The sequence below is a fragment of the Sulfitobacter guttiformis genome (assembly GCF_003610455.1).
Classification (GTDB): domain Bacteria; phylum Pseudomonadota; class Alphaproteobacteria; order Rhodobacterales; family Rhodobacteraceae; genus Sulfitobacter; species Sulfitobacter guttiformis.
Map to the genome: position 1 here is coordinate 821,845 of NZ_RAQK01000001.1, position 25,389 is coordinate 847,233.

The 25,389-nt window shown below is 57.8% G+C and carries 28 protein-coding genes; 17 read left to right on the forward strand and 11 right to left on the reverse strand.

Annotation, left to right across the window (positions count from 1 at the left end):
- The 5 genes from ybeY to miaB all read right to left on the reverse strand — a co-directional run bounded on the left by ybeY (position 1) and on the right by miaB (position 4,318).
- Entirely contained in the window at positions 1 to 531 is a 531-nt protein-coding gene (gene ybeY, locus C8N30_RS03875) for an rRNA maturation RNase YbeY (protein ID WP_025063185.1), read from the reverse strand.
- Positions 528 to 1,553 carry a PhoH family protein gene (locus tag C8N30_RS03880; protein ID WP_025063186.1) on the reverse strand — a complete coding sequence of 342 codons (1,026 nt, stop codon included), beginning with the start codon at positions 1,551 to 1,553 and terminating at the stop codon, positions 528 to 530. The genes ybeY and C8N30_RS03880 overlap by 4 nt, the downstream gene beginning before the upstream one ends.
- A 133-nt stretch (positions 1,554 to 1,686) precedes the next feature.
- Positions 1,687 to 2,007 carry a hypothetical protein gene (locus C8N30_RS03885; protein ID WP_025063187.1) on the reverse strand — a complete coding sequence of 107 codons (321 nt, stop codon included), beginning with the start codon at positions 2,005 to 2,007 and terminating at the stop codon, positions 1,687 to 1,689.
- Between the two features lie 11 nt (positions 2,008 to 2,018).
- Positions 2,019 to 2,594, reverse strand: coding sequence for an OmpA family protein (locus tag C8N30_RS03890; protein ID WP_025063188.1), 576 nt, complete (start codon positions 2,592 to 2,594; stop codon positions 2,019 to 2,021).
- Positions 2,595 to 2,992: 398 nt separating this feature from the next.
- Entirely contained in the window at positions 2,993 to 4,318 is a 1,326-nt protein-coding gene (gene miaB / locus C8N30_RS03895; RefSeq protein WP_025063189.1) for a tRNA (N6-isopentenyl adenosine(37)-C2)-methylthiotransferase MiaB, read from the reverse strand.
- A 137-nt stretch (positions 4,319 to 4,455) separates the two neighbouring features.
- On the opposite strand from miaB, the gene C8N30_RS03900 reads away from it, so the two are divergent.
- The 3 genes from C8N30_RS03900 (at position 4,456) to kdsA (ending at position 7,651) form a co-directional block, all read left to right on the forward strand.
- Positions 4,456 to 5,325 (forward strand): hypothetical protein, encoded by an 870-nt coding sequence (locus C8N30_RS03900; protein ID WP_025063190.1) that lies wholly within the window; start codon positions 4,456 to 4,458, stop codon positions 5,323 to 5,325.
- A 358-nt stretch (positions 5,326 to 5,683) separates the two neighbouring features.
- Complete coding sequence (locus C8N30_RS03905; RefSeq protein ID WP_025063191.1) at positions 5,684 to 6,796, forward strand: THUMP domain-containing class I SAM-dependent RNA methyltransferase; 1,113 nt, start codon at positions 5,684 to 5,686, stop codon at positions 6,794 to 6,796.
- A gap of 9 nt (positions 6,797 to 6,805) precedes the next feature.
- Complete coding sequence (gene kdsA / locus C8N30_RS03910; RefSeq protein WP_025063192.1) at positions 6,806 to 7,651, forward strand: 3-deoxy-8-phosphooctulonate synthase; 846 nt, start codon at positions 6,806 to 6,808, stop codon at positions 7,649 to 7,651.
- 47 nt (positions 7,652 to 7,698) lie between these two features.
- On the opposite strand, the gene C8N30_RS03915 is transcribed toward kdsA, so the two are convergent.
- The 4 genes from C8N30_RS03915 to fabA all read right to left on the reverse strand — a co-directional run bounded on the left by C8N30_RS03915 (position 7,699) and on the right by fabA (position 10,555).
- Positions 7,699 to 8,490 carry an enoyl-ACP reductase FabI gene (locus tag C8N30_RS03915; protein WP_025063193.1) on the reverse strand — a complete coding sequence of 264 codons (792 nt, stop codon included), beginning with the start codon at positions 8,488 to 8,490 and terminating at the stop codon, positions 7,699 to 7,701.
- Positions 8,491 to 8,501: 11 nt separating this feature from the next.
- Positions 8,502 to 9,731: a beta-ketoacyl-ACP synthase I gene (gene fabB / locus C8N30_RS03920; RefSeq protein WP_025063194.1), complete on the reverse strand. Its 1,230-nt coding sequence runs from the start codon at positions 9,729 to 9,731 to the stop codon at positions 8,502 to 8,504.
- Between the two features lie 94 nt (positions 9,732 to 9,825).
- Complete coding sequence (locus C8N30_RS03925; RefSeq protein ID WP_025063195.1) at positions 9,826 to 10,020, reverse strand: hypothetical protein; 195 nt, start codon at positions 10,018 to 10,020, stop codon at positions 9,826 to 9,828.
- A gap of 25 nt (positions 10,021 to 10,045) precedes the next feature.
- Positions 10,046 to 10,555 (reverse strand): bifunctional 3-hydroxydecanoyl-ACP dehydratase/trans-2-decenoyl-ACP isomerase, encoded by a 510-nt coding sequence (fabA, locus tag C8N30_RS03930; protein ID WP_025063196.1) that lies wholly within the window; start codon positions 10,553 to 10,555, stop codon positions 10,046 to 10,048.
- 220 nt (positions 10,556 to 10,775) lie between these two features.
- Here fabA and irrA point away from each other — a divergent pair, with 220 nt between their 5' ends.
- Together irrA and C8N30_RS03940 are read left to right on the forward strand one after the other, a co-directional pair.
- Complete coding sequence (gene irrA / locus C8N30_RS03935) at positions 10,776 to 11,195, forward strand: iron response transcriptional regulator IrrA (protein WP_025063197.1); 420 nt, start codon at positions 10,776 to 10,778, stop codon at positions 11,193 to 11,195.
- Positions 11,195 to 11,995, forward strand: a complete 801-nt coding sequence (locus tag C8N30_RS03940; RefSeq protein WP_025063198.1) for a phytanoyl-CoA dioxygenase family protein — start codon at positions 11,195 to 11,197, stop codon at positions 11,993 to 11,995. The genes irrA and C8N30_RS03940 overlap by 1 nt, the downstream gene beginning before the upstream one ends.
- Positions 11,996 to 12,052: 57 nt before the next feature.
- On the opposite strand, the gene C8N30_RS03945 is transcribed toward C8N30_RS03940, so the two are convergent.
- Positions 12,053 to 12,490 (reverse strand): FKBP-type peptidyl-prolyl cis-trans isomerase, encoded by a 438-nt coding sequence (locus C8N30_RS03945; protein WP_025063199.1) that lies wholly within the window; start codon positions 12,488 to 12,490, stop codon positions 12,053 to 12,055.
- Between the two features lie 181 nt (positions 12,491 to 12,671).
- Between C8N30_RS03945 and C8N30_RS03950 the strand changes: the two genes are divergently transcribed.
- From C8N30_RS03950 to C8N30_RS03995, 10 genes are all read left to right on the forward strand, one after another.
- Complete coding sequence (locus C8N30_RS03950; RefSeq protein ID WP_025063200.1) at positions 12,672 to 13,358, forward strand: haloacid dehalogenase type II; 687 nt, start codon at positions 12,672 to 12,674, stop codon at positions 13,356 to 13,358.
- Entirely contained in the window at positions 13,358 to 14,182 is an 825-nt protein-coding gene (locus tag C8N30_RS03955; protein WP_025063201.1) for an alpha/beta fold hydrolase, read from the forward strand. The genes C8N30_RS03950 and C8N30_RS03955 overlap by 1 nt, the downstream gene beginning before the upstream one ends.
- On the forward strand, positions 14,179 to 15,147 hold the full coding sequence (locus C8N30_RS03960; RefSeq protein WP_025063202.1) for a threonine ammonia-lyase: 969 nt from the start codon (positions 14,179 to 14,181) through the stop codon (positions 15,145 to 15,147). The genes C8N30_RS03955 and C8N30_RS03960 overlap by 4 nt, the downstream gene beginning before the upstream one ends.
- Complete coding sequence (locus C8N30_RS03965; RefSeq protein ID WP_025063203.1) at positions 15,144 to 16,340, forward strand: endonuclease/exonuclease/phosphatase family protein; 1,197 nt, start codon at positions 15,144 to 15,146, stop codon at positions 16,338 to 16,340. The genes C8N30_RS03960 and C8N30_RS03965 overlap by 4 nt, the downstream gene beginning before the upstream one ends.
- The gene (gene pcaD, locus C8N30_RS03970) at positions 16,337 to 17,125 is read left to right on the forward strand and encodes a 3-oxoadipate enol-lactonase (protein ID WP_025063204.1); all 789 of its coding nucleotides are present in this window, start codon (positions 16,337 to 16,339) and stop codon (positions 17,123 to 17,125) included. Before C8N30_RS03965 ends, pcaD begins: the two co-directional genes overlap by 4 nt.
- Positions 17,118 to 17,522 (forward strand): 4-carboxymuconolactone decarboxylase, encoded by a 405-nt coding sequence (pcaC, locus tag C8N30_RS03975; RefSeq protein ID WP_025063205.1) that lies wholly within the window; start codon positions 17,118 to 17,120, stop codon positions 17,520 to 17,522. The genes pcaD and pcaC overlap by 8 nt, the downstream gene beginning before the upstream one ends.
- Positions 17,522 to 18,847, forward strand: a complete 1,326-nt coding sequence (locus C8N30_RS03980; protein ID WP_025063206.1) for a lyase family protein — start codon at positions 17,522 to 17,524, stop codon at positions 18,845 to 18,847. Before pcaC ends, C8N30_RS03980 begins: the two co-directional genes overlap by 1 nt.
- A gap of 28 nt (positions 18,848 to 18,875) precedes the next feature.
- Positions 18,876 to 20,051: a TCR/Tet family MFS transporter gene (locus tag C8N30_RS03985; protein WP_037968489.1), complete on the forward strand. Its 1,176-nt coding sequence runs from the start codon at positions 18,876 to 18,878 to the stop codon at positions 20,049 to 20,051.
- An 88-nt stretch (positions 20,052 to 20,139) separates the two neighbouring features.
- Positions 20,140 to 21,228 carry a Zn-dependent alcohol dehydrogenase gene (locus C8N30_RS03990; protein WP_025063208.1) on the forward strand — a complete coding sequence of 363 codons (1,089 nt, stop codon included), beginning with the start codon at positions 20,140 to 20,142 and terminating at the stop codon, positions 21,226 to 21,228.
- A 100-nt stretch (positions 21,229 to 21,328) separates the two neighbouring features.
- Entirely contained in the window at positions 21,329 to 22,561 is a 1,233-nt protein-coding gene (locus C8N30_RS03995; protein ID WP_025063209.1) for a mandelate racemase/muconate lactonizing enzyme family protein, read from the forward strand.
- Positions 22,562 to 22,628: 67 nt separating this feature from the next.
- Here C8N30_RS03995 and C8N30_RS04000 read toward each other — a convergent pair whose 3' ends face one another.
- Positions 22,629 to 23,852 (reverse strand): acyl-CoA dehydrogenase, encoded by a 1,224-nt coding sequence (locus tag C8N30_RS04000; RefSeq protein WP_025063210.1) that lies wholly within the window; start codon positions 23,850 to 23,852, stop codon positions 22,629 to 22,631.
- Positions 23,853 to 23,959: 107 nt separating this feature from the next.
- Here C8N30_RS04000 and C8N30_RS04005 point away from each other — a divergent pair, with 107 nt between their 5' ends.
- Both C8N30_RS04005 and C8N30_RS04010 read left to right on the forward strand, forming a co-directional pair.
- A complete protein-coding gene (locus tag C8N30_RS04005; protein ID WP_025063211.1) occupies positions 23,960 to 24,850 on the forward strand; it encodes a LysR substrate-binding domain-containing protein in 891 nt (296 codons plus the stop codon).
- A gap of 152 nt (positions 24,851 to 25,002) precedes the next feature.
- Positions 25,003 to 25,371: a hypothetical protein gene (locus C8N30_RS04010; protein ID WP_025063212.1), complete on the forward strand. Its 369-nt coding sequence runs from the start codon at positions 25,003 to 25,005 to the stop codon at positions 25,369 to 25,371.
- Positions 25,372 to 25,389 lie beyond the last annotated feature (18 nt).

Sequence of the window (25,389 nt, forward strand, 5' to 3'; positions counted from 1 at the left end):
TTAGTTCGGGGCGCCTGTGATCGTGATGTCGGCAGTATATGGGTCATCCAAACCCAAATTACCAAGAATTTCGACTTCGATCCGCTCCATAAGCGCGGCGTCGCCGTCGGTGATGTGATCATACCCTAGCAAATGTAGGGTGCCATGCACAATGAGGTGGGTCAGGTGATCCGCAACAGGTTTCGATGCTTCCATCGCCTCGCGGGTACAGGTCTCAAAACTCAGGGCGATATCGCCCAGTTCCAGCATACCGTCAAAACCCTTTTCGGGAAGAGGCGGCACCCCCCCTTCGGCGGGCGGCGCAAGGCGTTGTGCAGGCCAACTCAACACGTTTGTCGCGACGGGTTTTCCCCTGAATTCTGCGTTGAGAACCGCAATACGCGCATCATCACATGCCATAACAGTAACCTCGCAATCGTCCGGCTCAAGTTGCATGTGATGCAAGGTCGCAACCACGGCGCGCTGCGCCAAAGGCACGATCAGTTTTTCGTCCCATCCCCCGCACTCGACCAGAATATCGAGTGTATTCACGTCTCACGCCGTAAAGCGCGCTCCGCCTCGGCCTCATAAGCCTCGATGATCGCAGCGACCAGCGGGTGGCGCACGACGTCTTTGGAGGTGAAATAATTAAAGCTGATTTTAGGAATATGCGCGAGCAAGCGCTCCGCATCCGCCAAACCCGAAGCCTGCCCGCGGGGCAAATCAATCTGGGTTCGGTCACCGGTTATCACCATGCGCGACCCCTTGCCCAGACGGGTCAGGAACATCTTCATCTGCATAGCTGTCGCGTTCTGCGCCTCGTCGAGCACTACAAAAGCGTTACTCAGCGTGCGCCCGCGCATAAAGGCCAATGGTGCGATCTCGATAGTCTTTTCCTCACGCAATTTTGCCAACTGTTTTCCGGGAAGGAAATCGTTGAGCGCGTCATACAGCGGCTGCATGTAAGGATCGATCTTTTCGTCCTGCGTACCTGGCAGAAAGCCCAAGCGCTCTCCGGCTTCGACTGCCGGGCGGCTGAGGATGATTTTGTCGACCTTTCCGGTGAGGAACATCGATACGCCGACAGCAACAGCCAAATAGGTTTTCCCCGTTCCCGCCGGCCCGATACCAAACGCCATCTCATGCTCGAACAGAGATTGGACATAATCTTTCTGTGCCTGCGTGCGCGGCTCTACCCGCTTTTTACGGGTCTGGATCTCGATGCCTTTGGAGATCGGCATTTCGATCTGGTCGCCAGACCGCACGCCCGTACCCTCGGCGGAGTTGCCCATCCGCAGGATCATTTCCACATCTGCAGGCTCAACACCGCGCCCGCCCTCGAGGCGTGCATATAGCGATTGTAGCACGACCGCTGCGCGCTCGGTCGCCACTGGCTCCCCGATCAGCGTCAGGAAGTTGCCCCGCCGCACAATCTGGATTTCCAACGCTTTTTCAACCAGTGCAAGATGCTGGTCATAGGGACCGCACAAATCGATCAGCAAACGATTGTCGGGAAAATCAAGCACTGGACCCGGAGGGCCGGTCTCGGCAGCGGGCAGATCGGATATGGGCAAGGGCGATGTCCTTTCAATCAACATGAAACAACAGATAGGGCGGAACTGCGCGCTCTGCCAGTGCGGCAAAACAAAAAGGGCCGAAGCGCAATACACTCCGGCCCCAAATTATAAGGTGTCAAGCGGGACAAGATCAGATCGGATCGCCGATGAGGCTTGTTGCGCCCTTTTTGAAATCGCCTGCGGTATAGGTCGGCGGCGCCACACCAGAACATACAGGCTTGCCGTATTTGTCGAGACGCGCAGAGAGGTAGCCCTCTACGCCGTCGTCGATAATCCAGTGGTCACACCCGTTGGGATCGACCCAGATACCTGCCTGAAGTTGGCTCAGGTGCTTGCTGTCAATACCACGGTCGATGGTTTTATCGGGACCCAGCTCGCGGAAGGCAGCATCCTCGCAGGCGGAAACCAGAACAACCAAACCAACAAGCGCAGTGATTTTAAGAGTTTTCATGTGCTTGTTCCTCAGCGAATACAAATGATTTCGACGCGGCGGTTTTTCGCCATGCCTTGAGCTGTGCCATTTGAGGCAACGGGCTGACGTTCGCCGTAGCCGCGTACATCCGACAAGCCAACGCCGGCAGATTTCGCAACCTGTGCCACAGCGTTGGCGCGGCGAAGCGACAGGCTCATGTTGTACTCATCCGACGCCCGGCTGTCTGTGTGACCGACGATGATATAGCTGATCGCGCCCGTTTTGACGAAAAAGTCACGAAGATGCGATGCAGCCCCTCTGGAGAGACGCGCGCTGTCGGTTGCAAAAAACTGGTCACTCTGCATCACGCCGCAGACATTACCGCGATGGCAGACCGGAATGCCCTGGCGATTTGTGTGCGGAGACATAAATCCTTCAGCACCATCATCCATCACCCAATGCTCGCAGCCATCGGGATCAACCCAGATTGTCGGAATATACTGGCCGTTATCACGACCCGACTGACTCTTGGTCTGGGCGCTGACAGCGGCACCCTGCAAGGCCAGCGTGGCAACCAAAGCGGCACCTGCGGCCATGCGCATTACGTTAAAAAGTGTGTTAGCCACAGCTCTTTTCCTCCTAAATTCCCCCGAGGTGACCTGATCAAACTACGGCAGCAGCTCGGGACATCCCCACATCCCTTAATCGTAAGCTAAAACAACAGTGTGAGGGAAGTGCAATGTAGGTGTTCGGGGGCCAAGCATGGAGAAAAGTGTCAAATTGAAGCCATTATGTTAACAACATAGACAATCTGGCAATTAATCTGACGCGCTAAAATAGCTAGAAGGGCAATCGCCTATCCTCCAACCACTCCACAATGCGCGGTTGAGTACTCGGCACAGGCCCTCAAAAGATTCGGCCGCGTTCACCTTAATAAGGCGCAAGCTGCAACCTTCGCTCAACATATAGTATATTGGAGACACTTAACGGGCCTATCTGGCCCTTGCCCCCACAGCGACCTCGCTTACAACTCGACTGCCGTAAGGGAATTGGTCATGGCCCGGGTACACCGAACGCGCACAACATCGCCGATCTGTGCCGTGGCATTGTCAATATGGACCGAGTGGAGATATTCTGACTTACCCAGCATTTGGCCCGCGTTGCGGCCTGCCTTTTCCACCAATACAGACAAATCACGCCCAACCATGCCCTCTTGAATGGCATATTGCTGCCGCGAAATCAGCGCTTGTAACCGCTGGAGCCGCTCGTCAGCCTGCGCGGGATCAACTTGAGGGCGTTCGGCAGCGGGTGTGCCCGGGCGCGTGGAATATTTGAAGCTATAGGCGTAACCGTAGTTTACCTCCTCGACCAGATCCATGGTCGCCTGAAAATCGGCCTCTGTCTCCTCCGGAAAGCCCACTATGAAATCGCCAGACATCATAATATCGGGCCGTACACTGCGGATACGCTCGATCAGGCGCAGATAGCTTTCAGCCGTGTGGCTGCGGTTCATGCGCTTGAGGATGCGATCAGAGCCGGACTGAACCGGCAGGTGCAGATAAGGCATCAACTGGGGCGTATCGGCATGGGCAGCAATCAGGTCATCATCCATGTCGTTGGGGTGGGAAGTGGTGTAGCGGATACGCTCAAGTCCGTCGACCTTACCCAAGGCGCGAATAAGCTGCGCGAGTGTCATGCCCCCGTGATAGGCGTTAACGTTCTGACCCAAAAGCGTGACTTCGCGCACGCCGCGCTCGACAAGTTCCTGTGCCTCGCGAATGACTTTATCTGCGGGACGGGAAACTTCGGCGCCGCGGGTATAGGGGACTACGCAAAACGCACAGAATTTGTCACACCCCTCCTGCACAGTCAAAAATGCAGCCGGTGCGCGCTTCATCTTGGTGCGGCCCTTGAGATGCTCAAATTTGTCTTCTTCAGGGAAATCAGTGTCGAGCGCGCTCAACCCTTGGCGCACCCGCGCCTCCATTTGTGGGAGGCGGTGATAGGATTGCGGCCCCACCACAAGATCAACAGCAGGCTGGCGACGCATGATCTCGGCGCCTTCGGCTTGGGCCACGCATCCTGTCACACCGATTTTAAGATTTGGATTCAGCTCTTTAAGCGGTTTGAGGCGACCCAGCTCCGAATAGACCTTCTCAGCGGCCTTCTCACGGATATGGCAGGTATTGAGAAGGATCATATCCGCCTCCTCGGCCTTATCAGTGCTCACATATCCCTCAAGGCTCTCTGCCATCCGCTCACTGTCATAGACGTTCATCTGACAGCCGTAAGTTTTGATAAAAAGCTTCTTTGGCATGTCTGGTTTTGTCTGGTTTTTTGTCTCGGACATGGGGCGCGGCCTGACGGTTAGGAGAAGGATATGGATACAGCGCGGCCTAACAGCGGACGCGGCATCTTGCAATGCACGCCGATTTAACCGATTCTATGGCAAAACCCAATTATGATGACCGGGACACCAAAGTCAGCATGCGCTATTCCTCCCTCGCCCAGTTTGTGACCGCCCAACGCGATGCCCTCGCGCTGGGCCCAATCGCGATTGTGCTGGTCGAGGATGAAGTGGAAGTTGACACCACCCTGCGCCACCATTTGCAGCTGGGGTTCAAACATGTGCTGGCACTTATGCCCGCGATATTCGACCTGCCCCGCGATTTGCAGGAAACCGTGCACCGCATAGATTTTGACATGAGCGGAGATGGTGCAACCGAAATGGCCGTGAATACAATCATTGCTGCCGCACCTAAACAATGGATTTTCTACTGCTATAACGCCGAATATCTTTTTTACCCATTCTGCGAAACGCGTGCGATCACAGAGATGCTCGCCTTTCATACCGAAGAGCGGCGCTCGTCCATGCTCACTTATATCATCGATCTTTATGCCGACGATCTGGACCAGTGCCCGAATGCAGTCTCGCTCGACAACGCCCACCTCGATCGCTCCGGCTATTACGCGTTAGCACGTCACGACGCTGCAAACGAAGGGCACCCAAAGGAGCGGCAGCTGGATTTCTATGGGGGCCTGCGCTGGCGCTATGAGGAGCACGTTCCCGCCGCCCGACGTAAAATTGACCGTATCGCAATTTTTCGCGCGACAGCTGGCCTTAAATTGCGCGATGACCACACCTTTTCGAATGAGGAATTCAACACCTATGCCTGCAAATGGCACCATAATCTGACCGCGACAATTTGCTCTTTCCGCACAGCAAAGGCGCTGAAATCAAATCCGGGCAGCCGGTATGAGATCAATACGTTCAAATGGCACAATTCGGCCCCGTTCGAGTGGCACTCGCGCCAGTTGCTGGATCTGGGATTGATGGAGCCTGGTCAGTGGTTCTAGAAGATCTGCCTCCGGATTGGCGAGCGCGGATAAGTGCGCAAGGCAGTTTGAACAATCCCACGCAGTTTACGCAGCGCTGGCTGGCACCTGTCGCGTATTGCTGACCCCGATCGCCGGATCTTCGACCATTGCACACAATTGTGTATCAACACGCCGAGCCCACGGCAGAGCGGCTATTGCTGCCAAGCCAATTGTCCGCCCCGCTACTTGCGACTGCGGGAGCGGCAACCGGTCAGCTGCACTTCGCAGGACGTCAAACTTAACTTCATCGTGCCGTCGACCTTCCAAGCGCGGCCAAATTTTGGCCGCTGCACAAAAAGGACGTGCAGCGCGGCGCGACAGCCACTAGAGGAGGGATATGGATGAGCCCCAAAATTTCGAGATTTTTCTGGTCACCGTTCCCGGCATGGAAGAAGCCCTGTGCGCCGAGGCGCTGGAGCGCGGTTTTGCCGGTGCCTTGGCTGTGGCAGGCGGTGTCACTTTTCAGGGCAACTGGCACGATGTCTGGCGCGCCAATCTTTGCCTGCGCGGTGCCACACGCGTGCTGGCGCGCATAGGCGGGTTTTTGGCGTTCCATCTGGCCCAACTCGACAAGCGCTGCCGCAAATTTCCGTTTGGCGATCTGCTGCGCAAGGATGTTCCCCTGCGCGTCCAGGTCACTACAAAAGCGTCCAAGATTTATCATGCAGGTGCCGCGACCCAGCGGATCGAGACCGCACTCAAAGACACCCATGGCCTGACCCTCGACCCCGAGGCAACGCTCGTGCTCAAAGTGCGGATCGACGACAATAACGTACTCTTCAGCTTGGACACCTCCGGCGAGAGCCTACACAAGCGTGGCCACAAGGAAGCGGTCGGCAAAGCGCCTATGCGTGAAACGCTTGCCTATCTGATGCTGCGGCAGGCGGGATATACTGGGACAGAGCCCGTGGTCGATCCCATGTGCGGGTCCGGCACGTTTGTGATCGAAGCCGCAGAAATTGCAGCAGGGCTTTTACCCGGTCGCTCGCGCAGTTTTGCGTTTCAGGACCTTGCCAACTATGACGAAGCCGCGTTCACGGCGATGAAGGATGTCCCTCTTACTGTGCCGACCGCGCAATTCTACGGCTCGGACCGTGATGCAGGTGCAATCCGTATGGCCACCGCGAATGCGGAACGTGCAGGTGTTGCGGGATACACACATTTCGCCAATTACGCCGCAGGGGAACTGATGCCCCCCGAAGGGCCCAAGGGCCTGGTGATTGTCAACCCGCCATACGGGGCGCGCATCGGCAACAAAAAACTGCTCTATCCGCTTTACGGTACATTGGGCCAAACCATGCTGACACGGTTCAAGGGTTGGCGCGTCGCCCTCGTCACTTCGGAGCCGTCTTTGGCGAAGGCCACCGCGCTTCCGTGGAAGCCGCTAGGCCCTGCCATCGCGCATGGTGGCATGAAAGTCTGGCTTTGGCAGACCCCCCCCCTCAGATAGGAGAGTAGAATGACACATATTTCCGTAGCGGATCTGACGCTGGGCAATGACCTGCCTTTTACCCTGATTGGGGGCATGAATGTTCTCGAGAGCCGCGATCTGGCCATGCAAGTAGCCGAGGCCTATGTCGAGATCACGACCAAACTGGGCATTCCCTATGTGTTCAAGGCATCGTTTGACAAAGCCAACCGCTCCTCGATCCACAGCTACCGTGGACCGGGCATAGATGAAGGCCTCAAGATCTTTGAGGAGATCAAAGAAACTTTCGGCGTACCTGTCATCACCGATATCCACACCGAAGCACAATGCGCGCCCGTGGCGCAGGTCTGTGACATTCTTCAAGTGCCCGCATTCCTCGCCCGCCAGACCGATCTGATCGCTGCCGTGGCGGCGACAGGTGCTGTAATCAACGTCAAAAAACCCCAGTTCATCAGCCCGCCACAGATGCAGAACATTGTCGAAAAGCTGCGTGAATGCGGCAATGACCAGATCATGCTGTGCGAGCGCGGATCATGCTTTGGCTATGACAATCTGGTGGTCGATATGTTGGGCCTGCGCACGATGCGCGAAATTTCGGATGACGCACCGATCATTTTTGATGTCACCCATGCACTGCAGATGCGTGCGCCGGGTGGTGCGGCCTCGGGTGGGCGCCGCGCGCAAGTAGCCGAGTTGGGCCGCGCTGGTCTGGCCGTCGGCCTTGCAGGGCTTTTCCTCGAGGCGCATCCTGATCCTGACAAGGCGCTATGTGACGGCCCGAGTGCGCTGCCGCTGGACAAGCTGGAGGCGTTTTTGACGCAAATGAAAGCTGTGGATGACGTCGTAAAATCACTGCCACCGCTGGATATCGTTTAAGCAAAGCGCCCCCTGCCTACCGATACGGCGGGCAGGGTAGAGAGCGCTTAGAGGTTTTCTGCCTGCGGCATCCCAAGCACGTGATAGCCGCCGTCGACATGAATAATCTCGCCTGTCGTGCAAGCACCTGCATCAGACGCAAGGTAGACCGCCGTGCCGCCAACCGCTTCGAGCGTCGCATTCTCCCGCATCGGCGCGTTCATACCAGTATGCTTGTAAGTCTTGCGCGCCCCGCCAATGGCCGCCCCTGCCAGTGTCTTCATCGGACCGGGCGAGATTGCGTTCACGCGGATGCCCTCTGGCCCCAGATCATTCGCCAGATAGCGGGTGGCACTTTCCAAAGCGGCCTTGGCCACGCCCATAACGTTGTAGTTCGGCACGACTTTATTGGAGCCTTGATAGGTGAGCGTGAGCAGCGTACCACCGTTTTCGACCATCAGCGGGTGGGCGCGGCGCGCCACCTCGATGAAGCTGTAGGCCGAAATATCCATTGAGTGTTTGAAATTGGCACGAGACGTATTCAGGAACCGGCCCGTCAGCTCGGACTTATCCGAAAACGCAATGGCGTGGACCACAAAATCAATCGTCGCCCAGCGCGCCCCAAGTTCGGAAAACGCGGTGTCGAGTGACGCATCATCGGTCACATCCACGTCCACCATAAAGTCGGACCCGACACTCTCGGCCAGTGGCTTGAGCCGTGAGCCGAACGCCTCGCCCTGATAGGTAAAGGCCAGCTCAGCCCCCGCCTCGGCCATCGCTTTCGCTATGCCCCACGCGATAGAGCGCTCGTTTGCGACGCCCATAATCAGTCCGCGCTTACCGCTCAGCATTCCACTCATATACCTGATCCTTAACCGTTATATTTTGAAAGGATCATGGATCCGTTCGTGCCGCCAAAGCCGAACGAGTTGGTCATCACAGAATCCAGCCCCGCATTATCCACGCGTTTCGTAGCGATTTCCGCAGGGTCGAGCCGCTCGTCCAGTGTGTGAACGTTTATCGACGGCGCAATGAAATCATCTTCGAGCATTAGAAGACAGAATATCGCCTCCAGAGCGCCTGCAGCACCTTGGGCGTGGCCAGTCATGGATTTCGTAGAGCTGACCGGCGGTGTCGACCCTTTTCCAAACACACGGCGCACCGCCTCGATCTCACCGACATCGCCAACCGGCGTGGATGTACCATGCGCGTTAATATAGCTGACTTTGCGGTCCTCTGGCAGCGTACTGAGCGCAAGGCGCATGGCGCGCTCTCCGCCCTCGCCACTCGGTGCGACCATGTCATGGCCGTCAGATGTGGCTGCGTATCCGGTCACTTCGGCGTAAATCTTCGCGCCGCGTGCCAGCGCATGATCCAGATCCTCCAGAACCACCATACCGCCACCGCCAGAGATCACAAAACCGTCACGGTCCTGATCAAACGCACGGCTCGCCAGCTCTGGTGTATCGTTATATTTACTGCTCATCGCCCCCATAGCATCAAACAGGCATGATAGCGTCCAATCCAGCTCCTCACCGCCGCCCGCAAACATAACATCCTGCTTCCCCATCATAATCTGCTCTGCCGCATTGCCGATGCAATGCAGCGAGGTCGAGCAGGCGGAGGTAATGGAATAGTTAATGCCCTTGATTTTGTACGCGGTCGATAGGTTCGCACTCACTGTGGAACTCATGCATTTGGGCACAGCAAATGGCCCGATCCGCTTTGTCGCACCCGAGCTTTTTACGACTTCATGGGCCGTAAGTATTGCAGATGTAGAAGGGCCGCCGGAGCCTGCAACCAGACCTGTGCGCGGGTTCGAAATTACTTCTTCGGATAGTCCCGCATCCTCGATCGCCTGCCCCATCGCAAGGTAGGCATAGGCCGCACCCGGCCCCATAAAACGGAAAGTCCGCTTGTCTATATGGTCGACCGGATCAATCTTGAGGGTCCCCGCGATACGGCTGCGAAACCCGTGCTCGACCATCTCTGGCGCAGCAGTGATACCGCTGGTACCGGCCTTGAGCGATGCTTTGACCTCGGTGGCATTATTTCCGATGGAGGATATGATCCCCAAACCTGTGACGACGACGCGGCGCATGTGCAGCTCCCTTTATTGACTTGGGTTCAGGTGTATTTGAGCACACGCATGGGGGCAAGGGATGAAGCCAATACCGCCGCGATACCGGAAACACTCAGATTTTTTGAGCGGGCAAAGCACGACCAAGCACCAGAAGGCCGATGATCGCCACCAGCGGTGACAGCAGGAGTGATATTAACACCCACCCTACTGCACTACGGTCGCGTGCTTTGGCCATTTTCATTGGCAGGACAATAAAGACAAAGACACCAAGCGCAAAAATCAGCAATCCGGCAATGATCTCGAGCATTGATGCGCCCCTCCCCCCTTCTCGCTCAGCTTTCGCTCAGCGCGACTTTCATATCGGTGACCTGATAAATCACCTCACCGTCGGCCTCGACCGTACCGCTGGCCACACCCATGGTAAGACGGCGGGTCTGGATCGCCTTCGTGAAGTCAATTTTGTAGGTCAGCATTTTGCGATCAGGACGTACCATACCTGTCAGCTTTACCTCGCCCACGCCCAGCGCATAACCGCGCCCCTTCCAGCCGCGCCAGCCCAGATTAAAGCCGGTCAATTGCCATAATCCGTCCAGCCCCAGACAGCCCGGCATGATCGGGTTGCCCGGAAAATGGCAATCGAAGAACCAAAGATCAGGTGTGATATCGAATTCGGCTACGATATGGCCTTTGCCATGGGCGCCGCCATCGGCCGAAACATCCGTGATACGGTCCATCATCAGCATCGGCGGCGCAGGGAGTTGGGCATTGCCAACCCCGAACAACTCACCGCGAGCGCATTTCAGGAGGTCTTCTTTGTCAAAACGGGTGGGGAAATCGGACATGGTATACTCTCCTGCGGTAATTCTGATCTGTTTTCACCTAACACCGTGGCCCTGCGCGCTGCAAGAGGGCGGCAAGCGCCAAGTTAAATCCGGTTTTTAAACAACAATACCCATATATTTCGCCAACAGACATTACACCGCACACTGTGTCGCAGCATTTCCAATTGAAACCCCGCACCATCCCGCCTTATATTGAGAGCAATTCTCAAAGAGGTCGAACATGTCGCAGACACAGCTCGAAACCGGAACCAAATGGCTTGCTACGGCAGGTCTGCGCCCGACGCGCCAGCGCTTGACGCTGGCAACGTTGCTGGTGGGGGACGGCAATCATCGCCATGTCACAGCAGAAAGCCTGTTTGAAGCGGCAAAAGATGGCGGCGACAGCGTGTCACTGGCAACAGTCTATAACACTCTGCGCGCTTTTTGTGATGCCGGCCTTTTGCAAGAGGTCACAGTGGACGGTTCGCGTAGTTATTTCGACACGAATACACGCGACCACCCCCATTTCTTCTGGGAAGACGAGGCACGGCTGACCGATGCCCCTTCCGACCAGTTGGTTATTGCGCGGCTGCCCGACGCTCCGGAAGGGGCCGAAATCGCGTCGGTCGATGTAGTTATCCGCCTGCGCAAAAAAGCCTGATGCCCCACAACTTGGTGTCTAAAGACGATATCGACACCTACCAGCGCGATGGCATCGTCATCGTTCGCGGCCTATTCGCGGATCACGTTGACACTTTACGTGCAGGCATTGCACGCAACATGGAAACTCCGGGCCCATACGCGTCGAACAACGACAAAGCTGGCGAGCGAGGGCGTTTTTTCGACGACTATTGCAACTGGGAGCGCATCCCCGAATTCCGTGATGTGATCATGTCCTCCGCAGCTGCCGAAGTAGCTGCGGATCTGATGTGTTCCGAGGCGGTCCAATTGTTTCATGATCATGTTTTGGTCAAAGAGCCCGGTACGACGATGGCCACCCCGTGGCATCAGGACGGTCCCTATTACTTTGTTGATGGTCGACAAAACGTTAGCTTCTGGTCGCCTCTCGATCCGGTAACAGACGCAACTCTGCGTTGTGTTGCAGGATCACATCTGTGGGAAAAGCCCGTATTGCCGACCAAATGGGCCAAGAACGAACCATTCTTTGATCCCGCACCTTACATGCCCGTCCCTGACCCCGATGCGGAGACCATGGACATCCGTGAATGGGAAATGGAACCCGGCGATGCGGTAGCATTCAACTTTGGCGTATTACACGGTGCGCGCGGGAACAGCGCCGCTGCACGCCGCCGCGCCTTCTCGCTGCGACTGCTGGGCGACGATGCGCGCTATACCCAGCGCTCCGGCCCGACATCCCCGCCGTTTCCGGACCATGGTATGGTACAGGGCCAGCGTTTGCGCGAAGACTGGTTTCCGACACTCTACACCCGCCCTGAATGACAAAACGCCGCCTGCGGGACGCAAGCGGCGTTTCCAAACAGTCTACCCTACGCAGCTTCAGCTTGCGGGGTCGATCTTTACCAACTCGATATCGAATTGTAGGTCTTTGCCCGCCAGCGGGTGGTTTGCGTCCAGCGTAACAGTCACCTCGTCCACCTCGACCACAGTCACAGGCATCGCCTGACCGTCAGGTGTCTGCATCTGGAGCTGGATACCAACATCAAGCGGAATATCCGCAGGAATACCTTCACGGGGTACGGCCTGACGCATCTCGGGATTTGCCTGACCGTAGGCATCGTCGGCACCGATCTTGACGATCTTCTTTTCGCCGACGGTCATACCGGGGATCGCCACATCGAGGCCGGGGATGATCTGGCCCGATCCCACCTCGAACGCCAAAGGCTCGCGGCCCTCGGAGCTGTCGAATGTGGTGCCATCCAGCAATGTGCCGGTGTAGTGCAAATGTACGGTGTCGCCAGCCTTAACTTCGGCCATAAGTAATCTCCAATTTAATCAGGGAATGGTTAGGGAGGCCGCGTATCTGCGCAGGTGCTCCGAAAGATGGGCGCACACTGTCAAGCCACGTCCCGAACTGCAACCCCCATTTCACCCTTTTCGACATGCCCGCCTCATGGCACTGTACCTGTGATTAACCCCCAAACCGAGCGGAGCCTCCATGCCCATCACCACCTGTATTTTTGACGCCTACGGCACATTATTCGACGTGGCCGCAGCGGCACGGCAGGCCGCCTCCGAGGCGGAATTTAGCGCAATCAAGAATGATTGGCCGCAACTGGCCGAACACTGGCGTCAGAAACAGTTGAGCTACAGCTGGCTGCGCGCGGTTACGGGTGAGCACTGTGATTTTTGGCAGGTTACACAAGAAGGCCTCGACTGGGCGCTGGAGAAGACCGGGCACGATGGCGATGGTGCGTTGCGCGAACGTCTGCTGCAGCTTTATTGGGAGTTGGGCGCCTATGCCGAGGTCCCCGAAATGCTGCAAACGCTCAAGGAGGCGGGGCTGAACACTGCTATTCTTTCCAACGGATCCCCCGCCATGCTCCGCGGTGCAGTGGACAGTGCGGGCATCGACGGTGTCCTCGACGCGCTTTTGTCGGTGCAAAGTGTCGGCATCTTCAAACCAGATGCGCGGGTCTATGATCTGGTAGGCGCTGAGTTCGGCTGCGCTAAAGAGGAAGTTTTGTTCGTCTCGTCCAACGGGTGGGACGCAGCTGCCGCAACCGGCTATGGCTTTACCACCGCTTGGGTAAACCGCGCAGGCGAGCCGATGGACCGCCTTCCTTGGAAGCCTGTACATACCCTTAATGATCTTACCGGCATTCCAGCATTGGCGGGCATCTGATGGCACGATTTACCACTTCTGACGGGCTAAAGCTTTACTACACCGACGAGGGCAAAGGCTTGCCGATCCTCTGCCTCGCAGGCCTCACCCGCACAACGGCCGATTTCGACTATGTCACACCACATCTCGCAGGGTGCCGTCTGATCAAAATGGATTACCGCGGGCGCGGGCAATCGGATTTCGATCCTGACTGGAAGAATTACACCCTGCCCGTCGAATGCCGTGATGTGACAGAATTGCTCGACCATATCGGGCTGGAAAAAGTAGCAATCCTTGGCACCTCGCGCGGAGGTCTCAATGCGATGGGTCTGGCGATGGGGGCAAATCAACGCCTTCTAGGCGTGGCACTCAATGATGTGGGGCCGGTGATCGAGGCTGCGGGCATAGAGACCATCAAAGATTATATCGGGCGCAATCCTGCCGCCAAAACCCACGTAGAGGCAGCCGCCGCAATGGCCCGTGCCTTTCCCGAGTTCAAGAATGTCCCCGACAGCCGCTGGCTTGAGGAAGCCCGCAAGCATTACACCGAGGGACCGGACGGCTTGCAAATCACCTATGACAAGCATCTGCGAGAGGCTGTATTGGCAGCGGGCGAGCAGATGATGCCGGACCTTTGGCCCTTCTTCGAAGCGTTGGCGGGGCTACCACTCGCCCTGATCTGGGGTCGAAACTCCAATTTGCTGAGCGCCGACACTGTTATGGAAATGCAAATCCGTCGCCCCGACATGCATTTGGCCACCGTGCCGGACCGCGGCCACATCCCGTTCCTTGATGAACCCACAGCCGTGGCCACTCTGCGCCGCTGGATAGGAGATATGCAGTGAACATCGACATGATCCGCGCCGCAGCTGTCCGCATTCAAGGCCACGCCATTCGCACACCGCTGCTGACCTCAAACTTTCTCAACGAGATTGCCGGCCGCCGTGTCTGGGTGAAACCCGAATGCCTGCAACACACAGGTAGCTTCAAATTCCGCGGCGCCTATTCTGCATTGAGCGCCCTTGATCCTGCGACGCGCTCCAAAGGGGTGATCGCTTTCTCCTCGGGCAATCATGCGCAAGGTGTAGCGCACGCGGCAGCGCTGCATGGCACCTCTGCGGTGATTATCATGCCGGCGGATTCACCACAGCTCAAGATTGTCAATACGCGCGCGTATGGTGCCGAGGTCGTTCTCTATGACCGTGACACCCAATCGCGTGAAGAAATCGGTGACCGCCTGAGCGCCGAGCGGGATCTGACACTGATCAAACCATTCGACGAGCCCGAGGTCATCGCGGGCCAAGGCACCTGCGGTCTTGAAATCGCGCAGGATGCCAATGCACTGGGCATCACAAATGCCGATGTCATTGTCTGTTGTGGTGGTGGCGGCCTGACATCCGGCATTGCACTGGCGTTGGCCGCTGACGCCCCTACCCTTCGTGTGCGACCAGCCGAGCCCGAGGGGTTTGACGACGTTGCCCGCTCGCTGGCAGCAGGCGAGATTTTGAGCAACGAAAAGACTTCCGACAATATCTGTGACGCGATCATCACCAAGCAGCCCGGCGATCTGACATTCCCGATCCTCAAACGCCTGTGCGGCACAGGCCTTGTGATTTCCGAGGACGAGGCCCTTGATGCGATGGCGCAGGCGTTTTTGCGGCTCAAGCTGGTGGTCGAGCCGGGCGGCGCTGCAGCTCTTGCCGCAGCGCTGTATCGGCGGGATGAGGTTGAGGGAGACGATGTGATTGTGACCCTGTCGGGCGGCAACGTCGATCCTGCCATGTTTGCGCGTGCGCTGGCGCGTTTATGACGGGTTTTACGATTGCCAGTTTCAATGCCAAAAACCTGATTGGTCCGGACAGCGAATATTATCGCTTCCAGTCTTACACGCAGGAGGAGTACGCGTGGAAGCGTGACTGGCTTGCGGATCAGATGGTCACGCTTGACGCTGATATCGTCGGCTTTCAGGAGGTGTTCGACGAAACGGCGTTAGGCGATGTGGTTACGCTGGCAGATACATACGGTGCAGCGCAGAACGGGTTTTCCCTCCCCGATGGCACCAAAAGTTACCGTAAACGTGCCATATTCGACAAACTTGCCTTTGGCAGCTACCGCGAGGCAGAAATTGCCTTTGCGCCCAACATGAACGATGGAGAAGCGGGCAACCGCCGCCCCGGTGTTGCGATCCTGTCGCGCTTTGGCTTTGTGGGTGAGCCGGAGATCATTCAGGATCTGGGCCAACCTCTCGATATCCCCTTCTCCGATCGCGACGAAGACGCCGGCTTTTTCCGCATATCGCGGCTGAGCCGCCCGATCCTAAAGGTGCGCGTCCCTGTCGGTGACCATGTGATTACCGTCTTCAACTGCCATCTGAAATCAAAATTGGGGGAGTTCGTACGACCCGATGATGGCGGCACTGCTTCCGAGATCGACCTGACGGCTTATGACCCCGTCGGCCGCGCCCTCGGCTCTGCCCGCGCCGCAATGCGCCGGATGGCCGAGGCATGGGTGCTGCGCGGCGCTATCGTGCAGGAACTGGCGCTTGGCAATCCGGTCATGGTATTGGGCGACTTCAACGACACGGCAAGCGCTGTCAGCTCCGAGATCATCTCGGGCGAGCACCCCTTTAAAAACTACCAGTGGATGCTGCGCCATGACGCGACACATCGCGGCGACAGGTACTCCGAGGCGGAAGCCGCGCAGATCACCGAAGATATCGAGGCCGTGCGCCTGCATGCTGCCGAGAAGCTGTTTGTGCGCAAATCCCTTCGCGATATGGTCTTTACTGCCGCCTTCGGGGGCGTCTATGAGAGCATCGACCAGATTTACATGTCGCGCCACTTTTTGCCTGAATACACAGGCAGTATCGGCGAAATGACATATTTCAGCGTCCTCAATGACCACCTGACGGACGGCAGTCACCCCGAGGCACCCTATAACAAACTTGCCTCCGACCACGGCCAGATCATGGCGCATATGACTTTGAAGGGAGACCTCGAATGAAGCTTTTTGATGCAGGTGACGTTCGGATACACTACCGCGTGGATGGCCCTGCAGATGGCGCGCCTGTAGTATTTGCAAACTCTCTCGGTACGGATATGCGCCTGTGGGACCCTATCCTGCCTCTACTGCCCGAAGGGCTGCGCGTTATCCGCTGGGACAAGCGCGGGCATGGCCTGTCGACTGTGCCTGACGGTCCCTATTCCATGGGTGCGCTGATCAGCGATTGCGAGAAACTGCTGGACCATCTTGATGTCAAAGAATGCGTTTTTGTAGGCCTCAGCATCGGTGGAATGATTGCTCAAGGGCTTGCGGTCAAACGGCTCGATCTGATCCGCGCGATGGTGTTGAGCAATACTGCCGCAAAGATCGGCAACCCCGCCTTGTGGGACGAGCGCATCGCGGCGGTGAAAAGTGGCGGCATCGAAAGCCTTGCCGATGCCGTAATGGAGCGGTGGTTCTCTGATGCGTTTCGCAAAACGCCCGAGCTGGAGCTGTGGCGGAACATGTTGGTGCAACAGGCCGACGACGGTTATGCCGGATGCTCGGCGGCGATTTCAGGAACAGATTTCTATACGCCAACCAGTGGCTTACGGCTGCCCACGCTGGGCATCGCAGGCTCTGAAGATGGCTCGACCCCGCCTGATCTGGTGCGCGAAACCGTTGACCTGATCCCCGGCTCGCAGTTTCACCTGATCCGCCGTGCGGGGCATTTGCCCTGCGTCGAGCAACCTGAAGAATTTGCCAGCGTCCTCACCGCATTTCTCAAAGGCGTGGGCCATGTCTGAACGCTATGCCGAAGGCATGAGAACACGCCGCCGCGTGCTGGGTGACGCGCACGTCGATCGCGCCGAAGCGACCAAGACGGCACAAGACGAGGCCTTCCAGACGCTCATCACCGAAGGTGCATGGGGTACGGTATGGTCCTCGGACGCGATTGCACTGCGGGAACGCTCGATGCTGACGCTGGCGCTTTTGGCGGCAATGGGCAATTTCGAGGAAATCCCGATGCACATTCGCGCATGTGCGCGAACTGGCGCTAGCCGCAGTGATGTGATGGAAGCCTTCCAGCACGTCGCTATTTATTGCGGTGTGCCAAAGGCAAACCATGCGATCAAACTGGCCAAGGCGACATGGGCAGAAATTGCCGAAGAGACTACGGCACAAACAGAGAAAGACAGCTGATGGCCGCTTCCGTTTTCGACAGCCCGCTCTATGCACAATTATTCCCGACCGGCGACGCGGGGCGGTTGTTTTCGGACACTGCCGCGATCCGCGCCATGCTGCTTGTCGAAGGGGCGCTGGCCAATGCCCAAGGCGCGCAGGGCATCATCCCCGATTTGAGCGCAAAGGCAATCCAGCGCGCGACACTTGAAATCCAGATCGACCCCGGCGCGATTGCAAAAGCCACCGGCGAGAACGGCGTGAGCGTTCCAGGCCTCGTCGCCGCCTTTCGCGCCGAGATGAACGCCCCCGAGCATGCGCAATTCGTACATTGGGGTGCAACCTCGCAGGACATTATCGACACCGGCCTGATGCTACGCCTGCGTCAGTTGTTATTGCTTGCCGAGGCGGATTTGCGCAGCATTATTCATTCGCTCGCAGAACAGGCATCACAACATGCAGCCACGCCCATGGCCGCGCGCACCTACGGCCAACATGCCACCCCCACCAGTTGGGGCGCGGTTCTAGCCGATTGGGGGCATGGTTTGTGCGATCTTGTCGAGGCTCTTCCCGCGCTCCGGTCATCATCACTGCTTGTCTCTCTATCGGGCGCTGCAGGAACATCCTCGGCGCTGGGCCCAAATGCTGCTGCAACGCGGGCAGCATTGGCACAGGGGCTAGGGCTCAACGATCCTGCCCGCAGCTGGCACGTGGATCGTGGGCCGATCCTACGCATTGCGGACTGGCTGGTGCAGGTGACATCGGTACTGGCGCGTATGGGAGGCACATTGATCGCATTGACCGGCAGCGAAATCAGCGAGGTCAAGCTTGGCGCGGCGGGCGCGTCCTCCACCATGCCGCAAAAGCAAAACCCCGTTGCTCCCTCGGCATTACAAGCGCTAGGTCACCAAACCACCGGACTGCGTGGCGCTCTTGGTCCTGCCACACAACATCTTCACCAACGCGACGGTGCGGCGTGGTTTGCCGAATGGATGGTGCTGCCACAGATCGCACTCGGAACTGCCAGCGCACTGCAACACGCAAAAGCCGTGAGCGGCACTATGACGCCTGATACCGTACGAATGCGCGCCACCTTGGACAGCGGTCTGGGCCTTATCCACGCAGAGGAACTCAGCTTTGCGCTGGCGCAGAAGATGCCACGCCCACAAGCACAAGCAGAAACAAAGACACTGTGCCGGCAAGTGCAGGACACGGGCGCAGAGCTAGAAACACTCGCCCGCACCGCGCACCCCGACCTGCCCCCTGATCTGTTCGATCCGGCCCGCTCATTGGGTTTAGCCCCCCAAGAGGCACAGGATTTTGTGGCGCGGGCAAAGGCGCTTTAGCATTTCGCGCTTGCCGATCATATTCATCATGCTCACCCTGATGATTGATGCCATGGGTATTGGTCTGATTGTGCCTGTCATGCCCGATCTCATTCAGGAAGTGGGCGGTGGCACGCTGGCGGAGGCGGCGATCTGGGGCGGTATCCTGTCCACGACATTTGCAGTGATGCAATTTCTGTTCGGGCCATTGATGGGCGGCCTCTCCGACCGGTTCGGCCGTCGTCCTGTCCTGCTCACCGCGCTGGTGGTGATGGCCCTCGATTATGTCCTGATGGCGCTGGCTGGCGCACTTTGGGTGCTGCTGCTGGGCCGCGTTATTGGCGGAATTACGGCGGCCACACAATCCACCGCGACCGCCTATATCGCCGATATTTCTGCCCCGCACGAGCGGGCAGCACGCTTCGGACTGGTGGGGGCATCTTTCGGCGCAGGTTTTGTCCTCGGGCCGTTGCTGGGCGGGCTGCTGGCAGAATACGGCACACGCGCGCCGTTCTGGGTTGCTGCAGCGCTGGCGGCGGGTAATGCGCTTCTGGGGTGGATTGTGCTCAAAGAGACGGTGACGGACGCGACGCGGCGCAGCTTCAATTGGCGGCGTGCCAATCCGCTGGGCGCGTTGCGCTCACTGGGGCGGTTGCCGGGGGTGACGCCGCTCCTAGTGGTGTATTTCATCTACTACGTTGGATTTGCGGTCTATCCCGCCGTGTGGTCATATTTTGGCAAAGAACGCTTTGACTGGAGCCCCGCAACCATCGGCTTGTCGCTGGCCCTGTTCGGCGTTGCAATGGCCCTGATCCAGGGCGGCCTTATCCGCCCGATCCTGCGAACGCTGGGCGAACGCGGCACAGTGGTGGCAGGGCATTTGTTCAGCATCGTGAGCCTGATCGCCATTGCGGTTATTACATCCAGCACATGGGTACTCCTTCTTACGCCAATTGCGGCCTTTGGCGGAATTATTCCGCCCGCCCTCCAAGGGATCATGTCAGCGCGCGTTGCCGATGATGCACAAGGGGAGCTGCAAGGTGCGCTGACCTCTGCCTCGGCACTGGCGATGATGCTTTCACCGCTGGTCATGACCTACACCTTCGCGCAATTCACGGATGCGCAAGCGCCCGTTTATTTGCCGGGGGCGCCTTTCTTACTGGCCGCAGGTCTGAGCATTCTGGGGTTGTTTGCCCTGCTGGTCGGAACCCGCCGCAGCACCTGAAACTTTGGAGCGGAAGATTGGTACACAGGGGTTGTTCCTTTGGACGATCTGCGCAACGCTGCGCTCAAACCCGTATTAGGAACATAGCATGAAAACGATAAAAGCCGCCGTATGCCATGAGTTTGGCACCCCCCTTCGCATAGAGGACATCTCCCTGCGCGCTCCACAGTCAGGCGAGGTCGAAGTGACCCTTGATGCAGTGGCAATCTGTCACTCCGACATCTCGTTCGCCGAAGGCGCCTGGGGGGGGGCGCTGCCTGCGGTGTACGGCCACGAAGCGGCTGGCATTATCGCAGCGGTTGGCGACAACGTGAACGGCATTGCTGTGGGCGACAGTGTGGTGGTGACGCTGATCCGCTCTTGCGGGACCTGCCCGTCGTGTGCAGGCGGCGCGCCGACACTGTGTAGCACACCCTACGACGGCGATCATGGCCCGATCAAAACCGCAGATGGCGGCAAGTTGCATCAGGCGATGGCCTGCGGCGCGTTTGCCGAGTCCGTTGTTGTGGATCAACGGCAGGTCGTAAAAATAAGTGAGGATATTCCAAAGGAATGTGCAGCCTTGATCGCATGCGGCGTAATCACCGGCGTAGGCGCCGTGGTTAATGCGGCGGGCCTGCGGGCGGGTCAGGATGTGGTCGTGATCGGCGCGGGCGGTGTCGGCCTGAACGCCATTCAGGGCGCGCGGATTGCCGGAGCGCGCCGCATCGTAGCCGTCGATATGTCGGAGGAGAAGTTGGCCGTCGCCCGTGAATTTGGCGCAACGGACGGGGTCCTCGCTTCGGGAACGAAACCATGGAACGCCGCTAAGTCCGCAATGGGGCGCGGCGCCGATGCGGTGATCGTAACTGTGGGTGCAATACCCGCCTATGAGACAGCGCCAAAGTATCTCGCATACGGCGGCAAGGTCGTCATGGTAGGTATGCCCCATTCAGGCGCCACCGCAACCTACGAGCCAGTGATGCTGGCCGCAGTGGGTCAGGGCATGGTCGGGTCGAAAATGGGCGATGTGGTCATCCAGCGCGACATTCCGTGGATGGTAGACCTTTATACCCAAGGGCGACTGAAGCTGGACGAGCTTATTTCCGGCCGCTGGGAACTGGGGCAAATCAACGAGGCCATCGCAGATACCAAGACCGGATCCGCACGGCGCAACGTAATCCTGTTCAACCGTTAGACGCCGGACTTCTGTCTTGGAGGCCGGACGCAGTGCCTGCATCCAAAGGGAAAAATAGTGAACCCCTTGCAAAACCCGGAATATGAAGCGGAGTAATACGATGCGCTTAAAAGATGTTGATGTGATTGTCACAGCCCCCCCTGCCCCCGGTTGGGGCGGGCGGTACTGGATATTGGTGAAGGTGACGACGGCCTGCGGGATTGTGGGTTGGGGGGAATGTTATGCCTCCTCAGTAGGACCTGTAGCAATGACCGCCGTGGTCGAGGATGTTTTTACGCGCCATATGGCGGGGGAAAACCCGGAAAATGTCGAGATGATGTTCCGGCGCGCTTACTCAACAGGCTTCACACAGCGGCCAGACCTCACTGTCATGGGCGCGTTTTCCGGACTTGAGATCGCATGCTGGGATATTTTGGGAAAGGCCCGCGAGCGACCCGTTTATGCGCTGCTCGGTGGTATCATGAATGAACGTGTGCGGGCCTATACTTATCTCTATCCGCTTCCCCACCATGACTTGGGCGCATTCTGGTCCTCACCTGAAATGGCGGCTGAAAGTGCGTTGGACGCTGTGAACCGAGGCTACACAGCGGTAAAATTCGACCCTGCAGGCCCCTACACGCGTCGCGGCGGACATATGCCCGCGATGAGCGATATTTCCCAATCCGTAGCCTTCTGCAAAGCGATTCGCGAAGCTGTCGGCGACCGCGCGGACCTGCTGTTTGGCACCCATGGTCAATTCACAACGGCAGGGGCGATCCGGCTGGGTCAGGCACTCGAGCCGTATAGCCCGCTATGGTACGAAGAGCCTATTCCACCGGATAATGTAGCCGAAATGGCAAAGGTCGCAGGCGCAGTCCGCATCCCGATTGCTACCGGAGAGCGACTGACCACCAAAGCGGAATTCGCGCCTGTGCTGCGCAGCGGCGCAGCGACGATTTTGCAGCCTGCCTTGGGCCGCGCGGGTGGCATCTGGGAAATGAAAAAGGTGGCTGCGATGGCGGAGGTCTATAACGCGCAAATGGCGCCGCATCTATACGCCGGTCCCGTTGAATGGGCGGCGAATATCCACTTCGCAGTGAGCATCCCCAACCTGCTGATGGCAGAGACAATCGAGACACCATTCCATGACCGCCTGATCAAGGGCAGTATTCGGGTCGAGGGTGGTTTTGTGACTGCGCCGACCGCGCCCGGTCTGGGAATCGACGTCGACGAAGAATTTGCACGCGCGCATCCCTACACCGGCGATGGCCTGCATCTGGAAATGCGCGAAGAGCCTTGTGATTATGTGAGCGGCAATAATTTCGAAGGCGGCGCGCCTGCGCCTCGTGACTAGAACCAGCACAAAAAAGCCCGCGCAAATCCTGCGCGGGCTTTTTTAATGTTACTGATTTAGAAGCGGATCAATAGAACGCCTGCAACCCAGTGATGGCACGGCCGAGGATCAGCGCGTGTACATCATGCGTGCCCTCATATGTGTTCACCGTCTCGAGGTTCATCATGTGGCGCATGACCTGAAAATCACCGGAAATACCGTTACCGCCGTGCATGTCACGGGAGTGACGCGCAATTTCCAGCGCTTTGCCGCAGTTGTTGCGCTTGACGATGGAAATCATCTCAGGTGCTGCGTTGGCATTATCCATCAGACGGCCAACTTGCAGCGATGCCTGCGTGCCAAGGCTGATTTCGGTCATCATATCGGCCAGTTTTTTCTGAAACAGCTGGGTTTGGGCCAGCGGCTTGTTGAACTGGTGACGGTCCAGACCGTATTGGCGCGCAGCATGCATGCAGAATTCGGCAGCCCCCATAACACCCCAGGAAATACCGTAACGCGCACGGTTCAAACAGCCGAACGGACCTTTCAGGCCTTGGACGTTTGGCAGCAATGCGTCATCGCCCACTTCCACGTTATCCATGACGATCTCGCCAGTGATTGATGCGCGCAGGCTAAGCTTGTTGCCGATCTTTGGAGCGCTCAAGCCCTTCATGCCCTTTTCAAGGATGAAGCCGCGGATCTTACCGCCATGCTCTTCGGACTTGGCCCAGACCACAAATACATCCGCGATAGGTGCGTTGGAGATCCACATTTTCGAGCCGGTCAGCTTATAGCCGTTGGCAGTCTTTACAGCACGGGTTTTCATGCCCGCAGGATCGGAGCCCGCATCAGGCTCTGTCAGACCGAAGCAGCCAATGTATTCACCGCTCGACAGTTTTGGCAGGTACTTCATACGTTGCGCCTCGGAGCCGTAGGCGTAGATCGGGTACATGACCAAGGATGACTGCACGGACATCATCGAGCGATAACCGCTGTCCACACGCTCGACCTCGCGCGCAACCAGACCGTAGGAGACATACGAGCCGCCCAAGCCGCCGTATTCCTCAGGGACCGTAATACCCAGCAGTCCCATATCGCCCATCTCACGGAAGATGCCTGCATCGGTTTCTTCGTTCGCAAAGGCGTTGATGACGCGCGGCTGAAGCTTTTCAGTCGCATAGGCGCGCGCGCTTTCCATGATCATCCGCTCGTCTTCAGACAGCTGTTCATTCAGACGAAGTGGATCGGACCATTCAAACTGGCCCAGATCGGGAGCGTCTTTTGCTTTTAAAATAGGTGTTTGCGTGTTCATGGCATATCCTTCCAGACAGAAATTCAGGGTGCTTGGCCATAATATTGCATATTTTCGTGCAAACATCTAACAATGCTTGATCCTCAACATATGAGTTTTTGTAATATATGATCGCTCCACGCCGGTACCTCCCCTCCGTCTCTGCCCTTCTGGCGTTCGAGGCTTGTGCACGCCTTGGCAGCGCCACTCAGGCCGCGACGGAACTGTCGTTGACGCAATCAGCCATCAGCCGCCAGATCAAGGCGCTGGAGGGGCAACTCGGGGTGCAGCTGATGGCGAGGCAGGGGCGCCGCCTTAGCTGTACGCAGGCAGGTTTGGAATATGTCCGCGAGGTACGGGAGGTGCTGGGGCGGCTGGCACAGGCATCGGTCAATGCAGCAACGCAGGCACAATCGGGTGTGCTGACACTGGCGATTCTGCCCGCCTTCGGGATGCACTGGCTTGCGCCACGTCTGTCAAATTTTGCCGAAACCCACCGAGAAGTGACGGTGAACCTGTCCACGCGATTGCATCCTTTTGCGTTGGGGCCCAGCCCGTTTGACGCTGCGATCCACTTTGGCCACGAAGATTGGCCCGGCGTGCATTACATGCCCCTGATGCCGGAAATTGTGGTTCCCGTCTGTGCACCCGGTCTCGCAGGCGCACCATTCGAGGCCCCTGCAAGCCTTCTGTCTCACCCGCTGCTGCACCTCGAAACCCGGCCCCGCGCATGGGCGCGCTGGCTCAAAGCGGTGGGCCATCCCTGCGAACCGCCCCATGGCATGATGTTTGACCAGTTCGCCACGATGGCACAGGCGGCGGTGCACGGCCTTGGCATTGCCCTGTTGCCGACGTTTGTGGCTGATCCCTACCTCAAGGACGGGCAACTGGTCCTGGCCTCCGACAAAACGACAGAGAGCATCGGCAGCTATTATCTTGTCTGGCCCGTGGACCGCCCCGCCCCGCCGCCGTTGACTGCCTTTTGCGACTGGCTGGGGACGCAAACGCAAAGCAATTGAGGCAGAAAACTGACCCGTTTGCGCACGAACGACTACGGCCTGTGCTGTTGCAATTATGGTTAAGGAAATGGGCGTATCGCCCAAAATCTGCCACATTCAATATCTATAGCAACGGAATAAGACGGCGGGGGCCGACATCAAGGAGCATGACAATGCTAAGCAAGTTTTTCCTGCGCGCCGCTACAACTGCGGCAGCGCTGACCTGTATCGCAGGATCCGCCTCAGCTGAAACATACCGCATTATCATGCTGGATTATACATTTTTCCCCGAAATCAGCTTTGTTCAACCCGGCGACGTTGTCATCTTCGACAATGCTTCGGGCCAGTCTCGCGACATCAAAGCAGACGACGAAAGCTGGGAAGTGCGCGACATCGGCGCAGGCACTGAGAAAAGCCTGACAATCGTTGAAGGCATGCCAAACAAATTCATCAGCGTTGTTCCAAGTGCTGGAGACCCCGCAGCAGATGAAAACGGCAATATACAGGTTGTGGGCACACTCAACTTCAGCGTCCAGAACTAGTTCAGCGCGTTACGCACC

What these genes read in the sequence shown, in the direction of transcription:
- C8N30_RS03885 (WP_025063187.1), bottom strand. Translation starts at nt 2,007, where the DNA reads ATGAAAACTCTTAAAATCACTGCGCTTGTTGGTTTGGTTGTTCTGGTT.
- miaB (WP_025063189.1), bottom strand. Translation starts at nt 4,318, where the DNA reads ATGTCCGAGACAAAAAACCAGACAAAACCAGACATGCCAAAGAAGCTT.
- C8N30_RS03900 (WP_025063190.1), top strand. Translation starts at nt 4,456, where the DNA reads ATGCGCTATTCCTCCCTCGCCCAGTTTGTGACCGCCCAACGCGATGCC.
- C8N30_RS03905 (WP_025063191.1), top strand. Translation starts at nt 5,684, where the DNA reads ATGGATGAGCCCCAAAATTTCGAGATTTTTCTGGTCACCGTTCCCGGC.
- kdsA (WP_025063192.1), top strand. Translation starts at nt 6,806, where the DNA reads ATGACACATATTTCCGTAGCGGATCTGACGCTGGGCAATGACCTGCCT.
- C8N30_RS03915 (WP_025063193.1), bottom strand. Translation starts at nt 8,490, where the DNA reads ATGAGTGGAATGCTGAGCGGTAAGCGCGGACTGATTATGGGCGTCGCA.
- fabB (WP_025063194.1), bottom strand. Translation starts at nt 9,731, where the DNA reads ATGCGCCGCGTCGTCGTCACAGGTTTGGGGATCATATCCTCCATCGGA.
- C8N30_RS03925 (WP_025063195.1), bottom strand. Translation starts at nt 10,020, where the DNA reads ATGCTCGAGATCATTGCCGGATTGCTGATTTTTGCGCTTGGTGTCTTT.
- fabA (WP_025063196.1), bottom strand. Translation starts at nt 10,555, where the DNA reads ATGTCCGATTTCCCCACCCGTTTTGACAAAGAAGACCTCCTGAAATGC.
- irrA (WP_025063197.1), top strand. Translation starts at nt 10,776, where the DNA reads ATGTCGCAGACACAGCTCGAAACCGGAACCAAATGGCTTGCTACGGCA.
- C8N30_RS03940 (WP_025063198.1), top strand. Translation starts at nt 11,195, where the DNA reads ATGCCCCACAACTTGGTGTCTAAAGACGATATCGACACCTACCAGCGC.
- C8N30_RS03945 (WP_025063199.1), bottom strand. Translation starts at nt 12,490, where the DNA reads ATGGCCGAAGTTAAGGCTGGCGACACCGTACATTTGCACTACACCGGC.
- C8N30_RS03950 (WP_025063200.1), top strand. Translation starts at nt 12,672, where the DNA reads ATGCCCATCACCACCTGTATTTTTGACGCCTACGGCACATTATTCGAC.
- C8N30_RS03955 (WP_025063201.1), top strand. Translation starts at nt 13,358, where the DNA reads ATGGCACGATTTACCACTTCTGACGGGCTAAAGCTTTACTACACCGAC.
- C8N30_RS03965 (WP_025063203.1), top strand. Translation starts at nt 15,144, where the DNA reads ATGACGGGTTTTACGATTGCCAGTTTCAATGCCAAAAACCTGATTGGT.
- pcaD (WP_025063204.1), top strand. Translation starts at nt 16,337, where the DNA reads ATGAAGCTTTTTGATGCAGGTGACGTTCGGATACACTACCGCGTGGAT.
- pcaC (WP_025063205.1), top strand. Translation starts at nt 17,118, where the DNA reads ATGTCTGAACGCTATGCCGAAGGCATGAGAACACGCCGCCGCGTGCTG.
- C8N30_RS03980 (WP_025063206.1), top strand. Translation starts at nt 17,522, where the DNA reads ATGGCCGCTTCCGTTTTCGACAGCCCGCTCTATGCACAATTATTCCCG.
- C8N30_RS03985 (WP_037968489.1), top strand. Translation starts at nt 18,876, where the DNA reads ATGCTCACCCTGATGATTGATGCCATGGGTATTGGTCTGATTGTGCCT.
- C8N30_RS03990 (WP_025063208.1), top strand. Translation starts at nt 20,140, where the DNA reads ATGAAAACGATAAAAGCCGCCGTATGCCATGAGTTTGGCACCCCCCTT.
- C8N30_RS03995 (WP_025063209.1), top strand. Translation starts at nt 21,329, where the DNA reads ATGCGCTTAAAAGATGTTGATGTGATTGTCACAGCCCCCCCTGCCCCC.
- C8N30_RS04000 (WP_025063210.1), bottom strand. Translation starts at nt 23,852, where the DNA reads ATGAACACGCAAACACCTATTTTAAAAGCAAAAGACGCTCCCGATCTG.
- C8N30_RS04005 (WP_025063211.1), top strand. Translation starts at nt 23,960, where the DNA reads ATGATCGCTCCACGCCGGTACCTCCCCTCCGTCTCTGCCCTTCTGGCG.
- C8N30_RS04010 (WP_025063212.1), top strand. Translation starts at nt 25,003, where the DNA reads ATGCTAAGCAAGTTTTTCCTGCGCGCCGCTACAACTGCGGCAGCGCTG.